The sequence below is a fragment of the Roseburia sp. OM02-15 genome (genome assembly GCF_003481835.1).
Classification (GTDB): Bacteria; Bacillota; Clostridia; order Lachnospirales; family Lachnospiraceae; genus Eubacterium_I; species Eubacterium_I ramulus_A.
Window position 1 is genome coordinate 1 of sequence record NZ_QULX01000023.1, and the last position, 15,148, is coordinate 15,148.

At 42.1% G+C, this 15,148-nt stretch carries 12 protein-coding genes; 3 read left to right on the plus strand and 9 right to left on the minus strand.

The genetic code is table 11. The features are described 5' to 3' along the window. Positions 1-4: 4 nt before the first annotated feature. The 3 genes from DXB15_RS14615 to DXB15_RS14620 are packed head-to-tail and all read right to left on the minus strand — an operon-like array spanning position 5 to position 1,158. A complete protein-coding gene (locus tag DXB15_RS14615; RefSeq protein ID WP_243115661.1) occupies positions 5-436 on the minus strand; it encodes a hypothetical protein in 432 nt (143 codons plus the stop codon). Next, a complete protein-coding gene (locus DXB15_RS17450; protein WP_256385924.1) occupies positions 415-537 on the minus strand; it encodes a hypothetical protein in 123 nt (40 codons plus the stop codon). The genes DXB15_RS14615 and DXB15_RS17450 overlap by 22 nt, the downstream gene beginning before the upstream one ends. Then, positions 538-1,158: a sugar O-acetyltransferase gene (locus DXB15_RS14620; protein WP_109216726.1), complete on the minus strand. Its 621-nt coding sequence runs from the start codon at positions 1,156-1,158 to the stop codon at positions 538-540. Positions 1,159-1,320: 162 nt separating this feature from the next. Between DXB15_RS14620 and DXB15_RS14625 the strand changes: the two genes are divergently transcribed. Together DXB15_RS14625 and DXB15_RS17905 are read left to right on the plus strand one after the other, a co-directional pair. Further along, a complete protein-coding gene (locus DXB15_RS14625) occupies positions 1,321-1,896 on the plus strand; it encodes a cupin domain-containing protein (RefSeq protein ID WP_118703351.1) in 576 nt (191 codons plus the stop codon). Between the two features lie 5 nt (positions 1,897-1,901). Continuing rightward, positions 1,902-2,210, plus strand: coding sequence for a helix-turn-helix transcriptional regulator (locus tag DXB15_RS17905; protein ID WP_431733527.1), 309 nt, complete (start codon positions 1,902-1,904; stop codon positions 2,208-2,210). Positions 2,211-2,224: 14 nt separating this feature from the next. On the opposite strand, the gene DXB15_RS14635 is transcribed toward DXB15_RS17905, so the two are convergent. The 3 genes from DXB15_RS14635 to DXB15_RS14645 all read right to left on the minus strand — a co-directional run bounded on the left by DXB15_RS14635 (position 2,225) and on the right by DXB15_RS14645 (position 4,535). Further along, the gene (locus DXB15_RS14635) at positions 2,225-2,671 is read right to left on the minus strand and encodes a hypothetical protein (protein WP_109216728.1); all 447 of its coding nucleotides are present in this window, start codon (positions 2,669-2,671) and stop codon (positions 2,225-2,227) included. A 462-nt stretch (positions 2,672-3,133) separates the two neighbouring features. Then, entirely contained in the window at positions 3,134-4,054 is a 921-nt protein-coding gene (locus DXB15_RS14640) for a Cof-type HAD-IIB family hydrolase (protein ID WP_158582280.1), read from the minus strand. Further along, the gene (locus tag DXB15_RS14645; RefSeq protein ID WP_243115662.1) at positions 4,041-4,535 is read right to left on the minus strand and encodes an alpha-amylase family glycosyl hydrolase; all 495 of its coding nucleotides are present in this window, start codon (positions 4,533-4,535) and stop codon (positions 4,041-4,043) included. The genes DXB15_RS14640 and DXB15_RS14645 overlap by 14 nt, the downstream gene beginning before the upstream one ends. 616 nt (positions 4,536-5,151) lie before the next feature. Between DXB15_RS14645 and DXB15_RS14650 the strand changes: the two genes are divergently transcribed. Continuing rightward, positions 5,152-6,525 carry an NAD(P)/FAD-dependent oxidoreductase gene (locus DXB15_RS14650; protein WP_118703355.1) on the plus strand — a complete coding sequence of 458 codons (1,374 nt, stop codon included), beginning with the start codon at positions 5,152-5,154 and terminating at the stop codon, positions 6,523-6,525. 331 nt (positions 6,526-6,856) lie between these two features. Here DXB15_RS14650 and DXB15_RS14660 read toward each other — a convergent pair whose 3' ends face one another. From DXB15_RS14660 to DXB15_RS14670, 3 genes are all read right to left on the minus strand, one after another. Beyond that, positions 6,857-10,024 (minus strand): ATP-binding protein, encoded by a 3,168-nt coding sequence (locus DXB15_RS14660; RefSeq protein ID WP_118703357.1) that lies wholly within the window; start codon positions 10,022-10,024, stop codon positions 6,857-6,859. Between the two features lie 287 nt (positions 10,025-10,311). Further along, entirely contained in the window at positions 10,312-12,492 is a 2,181-nt protein-coding gene (locus tag DXB15_RS14665) for a YhgE/Pip domain-containing protein (protein WP_118703358.1), read from the minus strand. Next, positions 12,489-15,029 carry a YhgE/Pip domain-containing protein gene (locus DXB15_RS14670; protein ID WP_243115663.1) on the minus strand — a complete coding sequence of 847 codons (2,541 nt, stop codon included), beginning with the start codon at positions 15,027-15,029 and terminating at the stop codon, positions 12,489-12,491. The genes DXB15_RS14665 and DXB15_RS14670 overlap by 4 nt, the downstream gene beginning before the upstream one ends. Between the last annotated feature and the right edge of the window lie 119 nt (positions 15,030-15,148).

The following is a 15,148-nucleotide window of genomic DNA, read 5'->3' on the forward strand; positions in this document are numbered from 1 at the left end:
TAGGTCATCTTGCAGTTTTTACCGCTATTGTGTGAATTGTGCCAATTATTTGCGCAATTTTTATTTTCGCTAGTGTTGCTCCACCATACGCGTGTCCCTTTGTAACTTTTGCCATCTCGCGCGCCGGAATGCTATCGATTTGCAGTTTACGTCTATACAACTCAGTCATTCTTACCACATTTAATGGTTCTGTATTTAGTGTTGCCGCCCTTCGATAAAACGTCAGATTTTTAACACTGCTCAACTCATGCATATTTTCATAAGAACCTGCACACATGAAATACACGGGATAACCTGCTCTCAACCATCTTCCATATTCAGAAATAAACTTTACCATTTGCGGAGATTTTGATACATCGTCAATTGCAATTAAAATTTTCTTTTGCTGAACCTGTTGGATCATCCCTTCCACTTCTACACAAATGTCCCAGAACATCCTGTCTTTTCCACAATTTCATCTACGTTTTCCGTAATAATATAAGTATCTTCCGGTACTTGGACAGCAGTAACTGCAAATGGATTGCATGTATTCTGCATTTATCTCCCCCCTATCATTTTCCACGCCTCATCATCAATTTCCCCATCCCGAAACAATTTTCTCTTATCACGTTCTGTTATCTTTCGAATGACGCGACATGGGTTGCCTGCTGCCACTGACCAGTCAGGAATATCTTTTGTAACAACACTTCCTGCTCCGATGACTACATTATTCCCTATATGAACACCAGGACACACCACTGTATTGCCTCCCAGCCAGACATTGTCACCGATAATAACTTCTTTTCCATATTCAAAAGCAGAATTTCGCGTATCCGGATAAACTGGATGTCCTGCCGTATAAATCGCAACATTCGGAGCCATAAAACAATAATCTCCAATTTTTACTTTTGCAACATCTATGATCGTACAATTATAATTGGCAAAAAAATTTCTTCCTACCTCAATATTGAACCCATAATCACAGTAAAAGGGCGGATTGATCCACGCATCGTCTGATTTACCCAAAAGTTCTTTTACAATCTCTGCAATTCCCGCAAAATCTGAGCGATCTGCAAAATTCAATTTTTGCAAAATCTTTCTGCATTTTATCTGTTCTGCCATAACAGCTTCGTCCGCAACATATGCAAGGTGCATGTCTCTTCTCAATTTCATATCCATGTTCCGTCTCCTCCTGTTTCACATTACCGGCAATACGCTGCCAGAAAAAGTTTTTTCACTTATTTATGATGTTTTATACAAAAATAAACTTTTCCAATTGATTTTTATACCAAAATTAATCATAATTATATAACAATCGTTCGCAAAGGAGTTTATTTTTTTATGGAAACCTGTCAAAATCTCATTATAAATTCAGATGCATCTGAAAACGTTGCTTACAACCATCCTGACTTTCCTGCCTATATAAAAAAAAGACAGCTTTCAAGCTATTCTGATTTTCGTGCGGTCAGCCACTGGCATGACGACTTGGAGTTTATTCTGATTTTAGATGGGACGATGGTCTACAATGTAAACGGAGAAAAAATCCCTCTGCAAACAGGTGAAGGTTTATTTGTCAACAGCCGCTGCCTGCATTATGGTTATTCTGGTGCACATACAGAATGTTACTTCCTCTGTCTCCTGTTATCTCCGGCACTTCTTTCTGCGAATACATATTTTAACCAGTATTTTTTTAATCCCTTATTGCAAAATGTTCATTTTCCTTATGTAAAATTGAGTCCAACAGTTCAATGGCAGAACCTTATTCTTCATGATCTGGAAATACTCTACGACAGTAATTCAGAAAAAATACAGGCTTTTATCGTGCTGGAAAAATTTGCCCACATCTGTAGATTACTCTATGAAAATATGAATCATTTTCCAGACACGATAAAAACACTGCCGATCTTATGTCTCTGACTGCAATGATCGGATATGTTCAAAAAAATTATGCAAACAAAATATTGCTGAAAAATATTTCATCTGCCGGAAATTGCTGCAAAACAAAATGCACTTCACTTTTCCAAAAATATCTGTCCACTTCGCCTATGCTATACCTGATCCACTATCGTTTAGGAAAATCCATTTTTCTTCTTCAAACCACGACCATGACGATTACAGAGATAGCATATGCCTGTGGCTTTTCCAATACCAGCTACTTTTGCGAACTATTTCGGGAATATTACAATACCACACCAGGGCAATACCGAAAAAGCATGCCGCCAACAATATGACACACAAACAAGACTTACTTGTCACAGAAGCAGATATACTCCTTCTCATAGTTTCCCCACCATGTTGTGCGTCCTCTTCCGCCTGCTTTTTCACTCGGCAGAAAATAAATTGTAGAAAATAGAATTTCTTCCGCATTCAATTTTACAATTATTTTCAGAAGTTTATCATCAAGTGGAAATACAATATCCTCATCTAAGTCTTCCGGCATCATCAGGTTCAAATATGTCTTTTCTGCATCTGTGAGAACCTCATCCACCATCTCACGGGAATCCAGATCCAGTCTGTAATAATAGAAATCGGCAAATGCCTTATTATTTCCATATTCTTTTTTCAGATTTTTAAAATGCGCCAGTGCACGTTTTTCATCCATCACCAGTTTAATATCTTTATAGTTCCGGAAACCCTCTGTAATTTTATCAAAATAAATTGCTCCCTGTTCCTGTAATTCTGCAGTCGTCATCACAAGTCCTCCTACCATTCACTTATACTATTATGGAAACAAACTTTTATATGCATGATCAGCACCAATGCTTCACCATGTCCCTCCAGTTTCTTCTATATATAAAATATAAAGCAATTTTCCACTAAAAACTGCATAACCCAAAAGAAAAAAGAGATGAAATTGCTTCCACCTCTTTATTCTACAATATTTTACTCATTTTATATACTATTTTTCGTAACAAAACTCTGGAAAATATCATTTGTGTTTTTTACAATGATATAAAACACATTCGATATCTTTGTATCAATCATGGAATGCCCACACTTTGTTTTAATTATAAAAATACACTCCGTTGAAACACCTATCATTCATTCGTATTCAAATTCAAGAATGCTCCGGCATTCTTGTTGCAAGGTGCGCGTCATGCAATTGCATGACATACTTCAACTGCGCACCTCTGTAATCCTGCCGGAGGCTATATCAGATGGGGGATTGGCTCCCACCACTGATACTAACTTGTTTCTCACCACCTATAGAGGTGGGAGTCATCTCCCATCTGATATACTTCTCAATAGCATGTGCCACACCACATTCTTCATTCGTGAGGGTAATAACATCCGATATTGCTTTAATTTCCTTCGATGCATTTCCCATAGCAACGCCAAGTCCTGCTGCCATCAGCATTTCTGCATCGTTTCCACTGTCGCCCACTGCCATTGTTTCTTCTATAGAAATGCCAAGTTCTTTTGCAATGAAACGAAGTCCCAACCCCTTGTTGACATTTGCGGCTGTGAACTCAATATTGTGGAAACCACCGTCTACCACGCAGATATCCGGGCAGGCTGTCAACAGATTCCATATCTCGTCACGGTGTAAAAAGGTGCCGTCTGCTGCCGGGATAAAATTCAGTGTCACTTTCTGGATTTTGGCTTTTCCACTTTTTACATAGGAAAGTAAATCCGGTAATTCATGACGTCCTTCCAGGAAATGATTCACAATGTGCTCCGGAAGTCCCAGTCTCCACACATAATCGTACACCGAAACCGGGGTATAGTTATGTCCGTCGATAAACACTGTCATATAAACTTCTCTCTGAAGGATAAATTCAAAAATAGAAAGTAATTTTTCTGCCGGAAGACAATGCTCATCCAGACAGATTCTGTCTGCCGTACGATAAACAGCAGCTCCGTTTGTTGTGATCAGATATGGCATTGCCACTTCTTTTAACTGGTCGTGTGGTACACCGTCATAGTCTCTGCCGGAAGCGACCACTACGGTCACACCAGCTTCCTGTGCCTTTTGAATGGCACGGATATTTTTCTCCGGGATCTGTCCCGCATTGTCAAACAGCGTTCCATCTACGTCCAGTGCCAGAAGTTTGATTTTGTTATTTAATTTCATATACATATGCTCCGTATGGTTTTAATTCGATAGCATCCGCATACTGCTGCGGTGCATCGTCATAATTGGAGATGAGCAATGTTCCCTGTGTGGCTTCCACAAAATCGCCCACCGGATAATCGATGGTTTCTTTTGTAAAGTTACAGATCACCAGTAATGTCTCATCCTCATTTTTTCGTAGTCGTAGATAAGTATATACCTTTTCATTGTCCGCGTCCAGAAGTTTGTATACGCCGTCTGTGATCACCGGCACTTCGTGACGCAATTGCACTAACTTCTTATAATAGAAGAAAACCGATTCCGGATCTTTGACTGCAGCCTCTGCATTGATGGTTTTGTAGTTGTCATTTACGGCAATCCACGGCTCTCCATCCGTAAATCCGGCATTTTTTTCGGTGTTCCACTGCATCGGAGTTCTGGAATTGTCTCTGGGCTTCTGCTTTTTCAAGCTGGATCTTGAAGTATCCGATTGCTGCCGCAAAACCATTGTCTCCCAGACAATGTGCGCCCTCGCGGAGCATTTATCTCAGTCGGAGATTGAACTCCCACTGAGAAATACTTGTTACTACTCACCACTTGCAGAAGTGGGAGTCTCAACTCAGACTGAGATCAAAATATTCTGTAACCAAATCATAACTTTTTACCTCAACCTTTCTCTTGCAGGTCATCTACTACCATAAAACGTTTTCTCTTTCTTGAACAAAAGTTCAAGAAGTATCACCTGAAAACAGGCATTTTTGCAAAATTGGTATCGTTTTGAATTTTGTCAAAACCATACAATTCAGGGTAGTTACCTTTTGGTACTGTTACACAAGAAGAAAACTTTTTTACTTATTTTCACATGCCTTTTGGCTTTCTATTTTTTCATTCTTTTCTAAACAAGTTCCTTTTCATCGTTTCTGCTTTCACTAAATATATTTTTCAATTTTTCCATGATTTTTATTGACATACCACCAATTTCCGCGCTAGAATAAATAGTAACTATAAGCAGTGCCAGTTACATAAAATTCAAAGCGAAAATCTATTTTCACTCTTGTATTTGTTGTAGAATGTTGCACTGCATTTTTCATGTCTTACTATTGGAGGTTATATCAACTATGAAATATGACGTTATTATCATTGGTGCCGGTCCTGGCGGTATTTTTTCTGCTTACGAACTGATCCACCAGAATAAAGATTTAAAGATTGCCGTTTTTGAGGAAGGCTATTCGTTAGAGAAACGCCACTGTCCGATCGACGGCAAGAAAGTTCCATCCTGTATCAAATGTCCGACTTGCGCGATCATGAGTGGTTTCGGCGGTGCCGGTGCTTTTTCTGATGGAAAATACAATATCACAAACGACTTTGGCGGTACTTTATTTGAATATATCGGCAAAGAAGAAGCACTGGATCTGATGCGCTATGTGGATGAGATCAACGTGACACACGGCGGTGAAGATACAAAACTGTACTCTACCGCTGGTACACATTTCAAAAAAATCTGCATGCAAAATAAACTGAAACTTCTGGATGCATCCGTTCGTCACCTTGGAACCGATATCAACTACGTTGTTCTGGAGAACATTTATAATGAACTGAAAACTCAGGTTGATTTCTTCTTCCAGACACCGGTTACAAAAGTTGAGTGTTTAGAAGGTGACAATTATCGCGTATATTATGGAGATACTTCTGCCGACTGCAGCAAATGTATCGTTTCCGTTGGTCGTATCGGAAGTAAATGGATGGAGAGCATTTGTAAGGAACTGAACATCCCGACAAAATCCAACCGTGTGGATATCGGTGTCCGCGTGGAGCTTCCGGCTGTGATCTTCTCTCATCTGACCGATGAGCTGTATGAGAGCAAAATTGTTTACCGTACAGAAAAATTCGAAGATAACGTGCGTACGTTCTGTATGAACCCACATGGAATCGTTGTAAATGAGAATACAAACGGTATCGTTACTGTAAACGGACACAGTTACGAAGATCCGGCTCAGCAGACAGAGAACACAAACTTTGCACTTCTGGTTGCAAAACATTTCTCTGAGCCGTTCAAAGACAGTAACGGATATGGCGAAAGCATTGCAAGACTGTCCAACATGCTTGGCGGCGGTGTCATCGTACAGCGTTTCGGTGATTTAGTCCGCGGACGTCGTAGTACCGTAAAACGTATCGAAGAAGGTCTGGTTCGTCCTACCCTCTCCGCGACTCCGGGTGACTTAAGTCTGGTACTTCCAAAACGTATCCTGGACGGCATCATGGAAATGATCTATGCTCTGGACAAAATCGCACCGGGTACTGCAAATGATGACACCCTGCTCTACGGCGTAGAAGTAAAATTCTACAACATGGAAGTAGAACTGGATGAGCATCTGGAAAGCTGCCACAAAGGTCTCTACATCATCGGTGACGGCAGCGGCGTGACACATTCCCTGTCCCATGCATCTGCCAGCGGTGTCTATGTAGCAAGACATATCTGTGAAACTATGTAAATCCTATCAAAATTCAAGTCGAACGCACGTGAGACTTGGTGCGTGATTCTGGTCAGCGAAAGCTGACATATTCTTCTCAGAATCACTGCACATCTACACTTCGGTCCGGTCGGCGCAAAACCATTGTCTCCCAGACAATGTGCGCCCCCGCGGAGCGTTTATCTCAGTGGAGATTGTACTCCCACTGAGAAAGACTTGTTATTACTCACCACTTGCAGAAGTGGGAGTCTTCTCGACTGAGATAAATACAAACGGATTTTTTCAGAATATTCCGATTGTACGCAAAAATCTCATCCCACAGGATCAATTTCCTGCAGGATGAGATTTTTTATTACTGCTCCTTTGTATTCGAATGTCTCAATTTATAGATTGTCTCTACCAAAGACTCCATTTTCAACGGTTTAGACAGATGTTCGTTCATTCCTGCCTTTTTGCTCATCTCAATATCATCAAAAAAGGCATTTGCTGTCATTGCAACAATTGGAACCGTCTGTGCATCTGTTCTGTCTAACTCACGGATTCTCCTTGCTGCTTCCAGTCCATCCATAACAGGCATCATGATATCCATCAGGATCAGGTCAACGCTTCCCGGCTCAGAAGAAGCAAAATCATCCAGCGCTTCCTTTCCGTTCCATGCTTTACACACCTTTGCTCCCTGTTCTGTCAGCATAAACTCTGCAATTTCCATATTCAACTCATTATCTTCTGCCAATAAAATCCTTGTTCCGGAAAGCAGTTTCTTACTCAGATCCAGTTTTGGCATCTCATCCTGTACTTCGGTCTGATCAATTTCAAACGGAATTTTAACGGTAAATGTAGATCCCACATTTACCGTACTTTCCACAGAAATCGTACCGCCCATTTCTTCGATCAGTTCCTTTACGATTGCCATACCTAGTCCGGTTCCACGGTACTGTGTTCTGGCATCATTTTTTTCCTGTGTAAATGGCTCAAATAACTGTGTCTCCACAAATTCTTTGCTCATGCCCACACCGGTATCTGATATTTTAAATAAAAACCATGCCGCATTTCCATCGTTAGACAGTTCTTCGGAATAAATGTTAATTCTTCCACCCGGTTTGTTGTATTTTACCGCATTGCTGAACAGATTCAATAAAATCTGACGAAAATGTATCGGGCTGCCAAGCAGACGGGTATGCTCCATCGGTCCACGCACAGACTGGCATACAATGTTCATCTGCTCGATCTGCGTCTCTACCAGCGTGGATACCACATGAAGCACATCATCCAACACAAACGGTACATGCTCCAGTTCAATATAACCTGCCTCCAGTTTGCTCATATCCAGCACATCATTGATCAAAAGCAGCAGATGTTCTGCGGACACATTTATTTTTTCCAGACATTCATCCACTTTTGCCTGATCCTCACGGTTATGACGGATCATCTCCAGCATTCCCATTACACCGTTGATCGGTGTGCGGATATCGTGACTCATCCGGCTTAAGAATGCCGTCTTTGCCTGATTTGCAGCTTCTGCTTCCTCATAAGCCACCCGAAGATCTTCCATTTCCTTTTGCTCCTGCGCATGAAGTTCTGTCACATTTCGCAACAGAACGATTCCATGCACGGCATCCACTTCACTGTCACTTACCACATCGTAAATACGATTTTCTGACATCAACACCGTCTTTTGTATCCAGTAATAGTTATCATCGCTTCCTTTTTCCCGATATTCGATCACGACCTGATTTTCACCATTTTCAAAACGTTTCAGCAGTTTATCGGATGTATCGATCATGCGGTAAGCTGCCCGTGTCTCCTGACTGAGCCGCTCACAATATTTCTGACAGTAGGCATCATATGAACACGGAAGCTCCATACCAAGGTCTGAAAGATCCTCCAGTTTGTTTGATTCTCCCGGTTTAAAAAAGTTCTGTTCCAACACATCTTCTGTCAGATTCACAGAATAAATAATGTCTGCATTTCCAAGCAGCGCATCTACATAATTCTCATCTTCCAGCACCGACTGTTTCATCTGCTCATAATACTGCTGCAGCTGAAACCGTGCATCTGCCATGTCATTGACCGCATTATGCACCTTCTCAAATGCCAGCAGGAAATGATGCAGCGCTCCGGTCTCATCTGCATCCACAAACAGTACAAAAATTCGACCATAGACTGCCTCCGATTTATCCCGGAATTGAATCTGAAATTCTCTGGTCGGACGCTCACTGGTCAGATTTTTTGCCAGTGCTTCCACCCGAAGCTGCTGCAAAATGGTATCCTGATCCTTATATTCTGCCAGTTCCAGTGTCAGCTGTTCCACTGCGCCGGAATAATTTCCCTCGGATGCCAAAATAAAATCCTCACTTTTTCGGATCATACGGTACATATCACGCTTCGCATCACAATACATACATTCCGAAAACTTATGCCCCGGAAGACGAAGTTTCCGCAATAGCTGACGGTCCATCTGCTTTTCTGCACGGGATTCCTCCAGTTTCATATGATTTTTGTGAATATACATATTGCGGTCTGCCCGGTCAAACAGCATCCGCATGGTGCTTCCTTCCCAATCCGTAGAAAGCGCATAACCAACGGCGTAACTGATCGGCATTTCCGCACGTGTCGCGGAATAAACTGCCACATGTTCTTCAATTCGTTTTAACTGCTCCTGCACTTCCAGATGATCCATGTCATAAAACAGCACAATAAATTCATCGCCGCCATTTCTGCCGACAAAATATTCCTTTGGAACGATCTCATACAAAAGCTGTGCAAAATTGCGGATATAGGCATCTCCTTTTTCGTGTCCCAGACTGTTATTGATGACACGGAGATTATTCAAGTCAAACACACACAATGCCACTTTTTCCGTCACTGGCTCCGCTGCGCTCAAAAGTTCTTCACATTTATTTTTATTTGGGATTCCGGTCGCTTCATCCAGATACACTTTTTTCTGCAATTCCCGGTTCAGGGCGGCATAGCGAAGCGCCCGCACCAGTTCCAGTGCAGTCAGAAAAATCAATGCCAGAATATCAACCGTTACCACTTTTTCCAGAATATCAAGCTGTGATGCTTTCCTCTGAGAATACGCTTCCGCAAGTCCGGTGGCATCATCACAGATCTGGAAAAAAGTCTCACTGTCCTCAATAATATTGGTATTATAATACCCACTCTCCCGGACATGCTGCACTTCCTCTTTCAGCTTCTGAAAATATTCTTTTTGTTCTTCCACCTTTGCCTGATACTTTGCATCTTTTAAGCGTACCAGTCCCAGATCTTCACTTCCGTTTTGCAGACCATCAATGTACGATTCTACCGCTTCCATCATTTTATCTCTTGGATTGCCGGTGATCTCCATCTTGATCCAGCGCTGTGTCCCTCCACGCACCAGTCCCGCATAATTAACCACACGGGCAGTTCCCTGAATCCCGGAAACTAACCGCATCATGATCAGAATAAATATAACAAGCAACACTGTCAGTACACCGATTGCCTTCCGTGTGATACCCGATTCTTTTTTTGCTGGCATTACAATCTATCTCCCAACTCTCTATCCCAAAAGATGTTTCCCAAACACCTTCTCATTCTTATTGTCACGTTTCAAGTAACATCTATATCAATCTAATTTTTAATGCTTCTTTTAATTTCTATTTTTAGATGATAGCATACGACCTACCGTTTTTCAAATAAAATACAGATATTTTACGGTTTATTTGCAATACAACGTTTCCTGTGCATTTAAAAAAGCTCTGCCACGTTTTCTTACATGACAGAGCCTCTTTTTATAAATATCAATTACATTTTCCTGATGATTCCTTACATCAATTTTGTTTCTTCTAATTTTTCCGTAAACGCATCGTTCAACTTGATGATCGGTTTTCGAAGAACCAGACCGACGATCAGGGAAATCACTAAGAAGATTGCAAGTTTTCCAAGGTCGATCCAATAATTCATTCCATACATACCGCCCACCGTCTCACGGAGTGCCGCCATACTGTGGGTAAACGGAAGCAGCGGATAAACCGCCTGGAAAAATTTCGGTGCAACCTCAATCGGGAAAGTACCACCGGTTCCCGCAACCTGTACAACCAGCAAAATAACGCTGACCGCTTTTCCGATATCGCCCAGAGATACTGTCAGGGTGTAGATAATGTTGACAAATACGATGCTGGAAAACCAGCAGGCAAGCAGGAACAAAAATGGATGCTCACACTGAATGCCAAGATATAATAGGTCTCCCAATGCGATCAGTGTACTCTGGAACAGACCTACGATCAAAAATGTGATAAAACGACCGAAGTAAACCTGATACAGTTTTACATTTTCCAAACCTTCCGTGCATTTATCCGACACATTGACTTTCAACATTGCAACCAGCACAATACCGCCGATCCAGATGGAAAGAACGGAATAGAACGGCGCCATGGAGGAACCATAGTTCGCAATCTCATACACCTTGTGTGTTTTGAGTGAAACCGGTGCTGCCAGGAAGGAACTGATGGAACTACGATCTCCGGAAATAATAGATTCCAGTTCTGAGAAATCTCCACTCTGCTCCATCTCATCCAATTTCGCCGTCGTATCGGAAATCTTGTCTGCTGCATCGTTTAGCAGTTTTCCGGAATCTGCCAGTACACTCTGAATCTGTGTCAGATCCGAATCCGCCGCATCGGTCAGAGAATAAATGCCGTCGGTGCTTTTTTCCAACTGGGACAACAAGCTGGAAATCTTGGTTTTTGAACTGTCAAGTGCATCCGTCAGCTTATTTAAGGAAGTCTCCATGGACGACTGATACTCATTTGTTGCATCTGCGATCTGTGTTCCATTCGTTGCAAAAAGATCCTGCAATTCTTTCTTCGCCGTCGCAATATCTGTCGTCGTATCACGCAAAGACTGTGCTGTATTTTGCAGTTTATCATGCAGTTCCTGCTGCGCTTTAATCGAAGTATCCATACGGGATACCACCGCATCTACCGCTGAAGCAAGTTCCGAATGGCTGTCTGAGATTGATGCCACCGCATCACGGACAGACTGATAAGAATCAATGATCTTCTGTACTTTTGCTGCCAGTGTGTCTAATGTGGATGCAACCGTTTCTGTATCCTGACTCTGGGCCTCAAAGGCTTTTGTGATTGTCTGATTCATCTCATCATATACAGACTGTGTCGCATTTAAAGCCGTTTCTACGTTGTCAGTCGCCGCATCCAGTGCACTGTCAATATCTGAAAAGCTATCCTTACTCTTCTGAAAGGTTTGCTTGCTCTCCTGAGACTGTGTCTGTGCACTCTGCATAAACTCAGTGGTTGAATTCAGCAGATTCTGTGCCGATACTGTCATGTCAGAAAAACTCTGTAACAGACCGGCAGATGCACTCAAATCTCCGGAGATCCGATTCAGATTTGTATTCAGATTACTTACGATTGTCTCTGCACCGCTTGCCTCTGTCATATTCGAAACCGCCTGCAATACAGTCAGTGTAGTATCCGAAATTGTCTCAATAAAGACCTGATTTACCTGACGCTGCACCGCACTGGCTCCTTTATCGGTAACCTTCGGTGCGATCGCATTTTCCTTTGCATTGGAATAATAAGTAATCTCTGGTTTTTCTACATTTTCAGAAAAAACGCTCATCATTTTATTACTGAAATCCTTCGGGATTACAATCGCTGCGTAATATTTTCCGGATTTTACACCGGCAGTTGCCTTATCTTTTGTGGTAAATACCCATTCCATCTGCGTATTTTCCCGCAAAGCAGACAACACCTGATCACCGATATTGATTTCCAGTGGAATCAGGCTTCCCTCATATCCCTCATCCACACTGGCAACTGCGACTTTCAGATTGCCGGTATTGGAATACGGATCCCAGCTTGCCGCAATATTAAACCACGCATACAGACACGGAACCACGCTGATACCAACGATAACCACAAGGGCAATGACATTTTTGCGGATCCGCATCATATCTCTTTGAAAAATTTTCCAGATGTTTTTCATTTGTCATTCCCCCCCTTTATCATATCCATCAGTTCTTTCTCTGTCAGGCCGCTCATTTCAAGCTGCCGCACGATCCTGTCATGAACATACTCCACACAGATCAGATATACCACCAGTGCGATCAATGATAAGATCCACAAAATCAGAAATACAAATTTTGCCTGCAGACTGAATGATAAGATTAAAAATACCAGCGGAATGATGATAATTCCGGCAAATCCCATCTTGATCATCTTCGGATAACGCTGTTCGAACTGTCCGGATTTTTCAATGAATTTCTTCTTGGTCTCCTCATTCTGCATTAATGTTTTCAACATCAGCTGTGCCTGCGGAAGTTGTTTTTCGCTGGTGGCAGTCTCGCCTACCATCATTTCTGTTTCTTCCAGTCTGCGGTCAAACAAATGATTCAGGTTCATCAGCAATGGGCGAAGTACCAGACCGATAAACAGTGCCAGTGCAACAAACACCCACAGAACCGTCAGATTTTTCACATAAGTATGGTCATAATATCCCGCAATACATTCTCTCATTGCCCGAATCGAATAAGTAAACGGCAGGAACGGATTGAGTTTCTGGAAAAATCCCGGCATCATCTCAATCGGATAGGTTCCGGAAGATCCCGGTATCTGTAAAATGATGAAAAATACACCCAGTGCTTTTCCAATATGCTTGAAGGTCAGTGCCAGTGCATAAATGATATTGACATACACAAAAGAGCAAAATACACCCGTGCAGACAAATACGACCGGATGGACGCACTGTACTTTCAACAAGATCAGGTCACCCAGACACACAATAAATCCCTGGATCAGTCCCAGTACGACAAACAGCAGCCATCTGCCAAAATATGCGCTGGTGGAAGAAAAATCGGACACTTCTTCATCTTTGTCTACTTCCTGCTTCAAAATAGAAACCAGGATCAGACCACCAACCCACAATGCCAGATTGGTGTAAAACGGTGTCATGCCGGAACCATAATTTTTCACATCATACAGTACTTCTGAGGTGATGGAAACCGGTGAGGACATAAAGTCCGAAATAGCTTCTGCATCAATGCCTTCCAGAGACAAAATCTGCTGATATGCTTCAGAACTCTGTAATGCCTGCACATCGGTTGCTGTAGATGCAAGCTGCGCGTCGACTTTTTCCAGTGCTTCTCCCGTCTTGGTCAGAGCATTCACACTGTCATCCAGACTGGTCTGCAGTTGCTGCAGCATTGCCTTTAACTGATCCACCGTTGGTGTAATTCCGGATAAAATTGCAGAAAAATTACCACTGACGGAAGCCACCGCATCCAATGAATCATCTACGTTCGGAAGGGTGTCCTGACTCAGAGAGTTTTTATAATCACGCAGGGAATTTTTGTTGTTTTCTGCGATCTGTTCCAGACTGGTACGTGTTGTCTGAGCATTTTTTATGCTGTCTGCAATTGCTGAATTTCCGCTGTTTAAGGAATCCAAAAGCTGTGAAAATTCCTGATTCTGCTGCTGCAGTTTTGTGATTTGCTCTCCAATCGTTGCAGAAATCTGAGAATCTCCACCGATGCTGTCATGCAGTTTGGAAAGTTCATCCAGAATCTGTTTGTTTTTCTGATTTAATTCGTTTACAGAATCAATACTTCCAGACACAGAGGTTGCAATCTGTTCTGCCTGTGTCTCCAATTTTCCAAATTTTACTGCCGCATTGATATAGGCATCGTTTACAAAACTTTCTCCATCCGATAAACTGTTTGAAATCTGTGTAGCAAAGGAGCTGGTTGACAGTCGGCTCTCCTTTAACAGATCGGTGCTGGTATTCAATGTGTCAGAGACAGATTTTACAGAATCTTTTACCTGATCCAGTGTCTTTACCGTATCGTTGATCAGACTGTCAGACTGCTTTACGGTGTCCTGAAAATCTGTCAAAACGCCCTGATAACCGGACAGGTTCTCACGCACGTCCTGAATCGTCTGTAACAGTTCCGAATTGGTTTGATCCACATCTACCGTCAGATTTCCTGCGGAAGAACTGATTACTTCCGAAATTACCTCCGATGCAACAGAAGAAAAAGTATCATTGATCTGCTGCTGTAAAGTCGTTGCTCCGGTATCTGTGATCTTCGGTGCAATAGCATTCTTCTTTTCATTAATATAATAGTCTAATTCCGGTTTTTTAATATCTCCGGACAAAATACTGAGCAATGAATCACTGAAATCCTCCGGAATAACGATCGCTGCATAATATTCTCCGGATTTTACGCCTTCTTTCGCTTCATCTTCATCGACAAAGGTCCATCCAAGCTGCTTATTTTCTTTCAGATTCTCAATGATCGTCTCTCCGGCATCCAGTGTCATCTGTGCGATGCTGGCTCCTTCATCACAGTTTGCCACCGCAACTTTAATGCCTTTCGTATTTCCATAAGGATCCATATTGGCATCGATATTGAACCATGCGTACAGGGACGGAAGTAGACACACACCGCCAATTACAAGTACCGCTGCACGGTTCCGAAGCAGACGCTTCAGATCTCTTTTAAAAATTTTCAGTACATTTTTCATACTTCTATGCATTCTCCTGTTTTTCTCCATTTAATAGGAAGCTGTTTTCTTTGTTATGTTTAAGCTGTAACAAACATTATACGAAAGCAGATTTTAACAGTCAACCATACAATTTCCGA

Excerpts from the sequence above, each read along its gene's own strand:
- DXB15_RS14670 (WP_243115663.1), bottom strand. The coding sequence starts at position 15,029 with ATGAAAAATGTACTGAAAATTTTTAAAAGAGATCTGAAGCGTCTGCTT.
- DXB15_RS17450 (WP_256385924.1), bottom strand. The coding sequence starts at position 537 with ATGCAGAATACATGCAATCCATTTGCAGTTACTGCTGTCCAAGTACCG.
- DXB15_RS14620 (WP_109216726.1), bottom strand. The coding sequence starts at position 1,158 with ATGGATATGAAATTGAGAAGAGACATGCACCTTGCATATGTTGCGGAC.
- DXB15_RS14650 (WP_118703355.1), top strand. The coding sequence starts at position 5,152 with ATGAAATATGACGTTATTATCATTGGTGCCGGTCCTGGCGGTATTTTT.
- DXB15_RS14640 (WP_158582280.1), bottom strand. The coding sequence starts at position 4,054 with ATGAAATTAAATAACAAAATCAAACTTCTGGCACTGGACGTAGATGGA.
- DXB15_RS14660 (WP_118703357.1), bottom strand. The coding sequence starts at position 10,024 with ATGCCAGCAAAAAAAGAATCGGGTATCACACGGAAGGCAATCGGTGTA.
- DXB15_RS14635 (WP_109216728.1), bottom strand. The coding sequence starts at position 2,671 with ATGACGACTGCAGAATTACAGGAACAGGGAGCAATTTATTTTGATAAA.
- DXB15_RS14625 (WP_118703351.1), top strand. The coding sequence starts at position 1,321 with ATGGAAACCTGTCAAAATCTCATTATAAATTCAGATGCATCTGAAAAC.
- DXB15_RS14665 (WP_118703358.1), bottom strand. The coding sequence starts at position 12,492 with ATGAAAAACATCTGGAAAATTTTTCAAAGAGATATGATGCGGATCCGC.
- DXB15_RS17905 (WP_431733527.1), top strand. The coding sequence starts at position 1,902 with ATGATCGGATATGTTCAAAAAAATTATGCAAACAAAATATTGCTGAAA.
- DXB15_RS14615 (WP_243115661.1), bottom strand. The coding sequence starts at position 436 with ATGTTCTGGGACATTTGTGTAGAAGTGGAAGGGATGATCCAACAGGTT.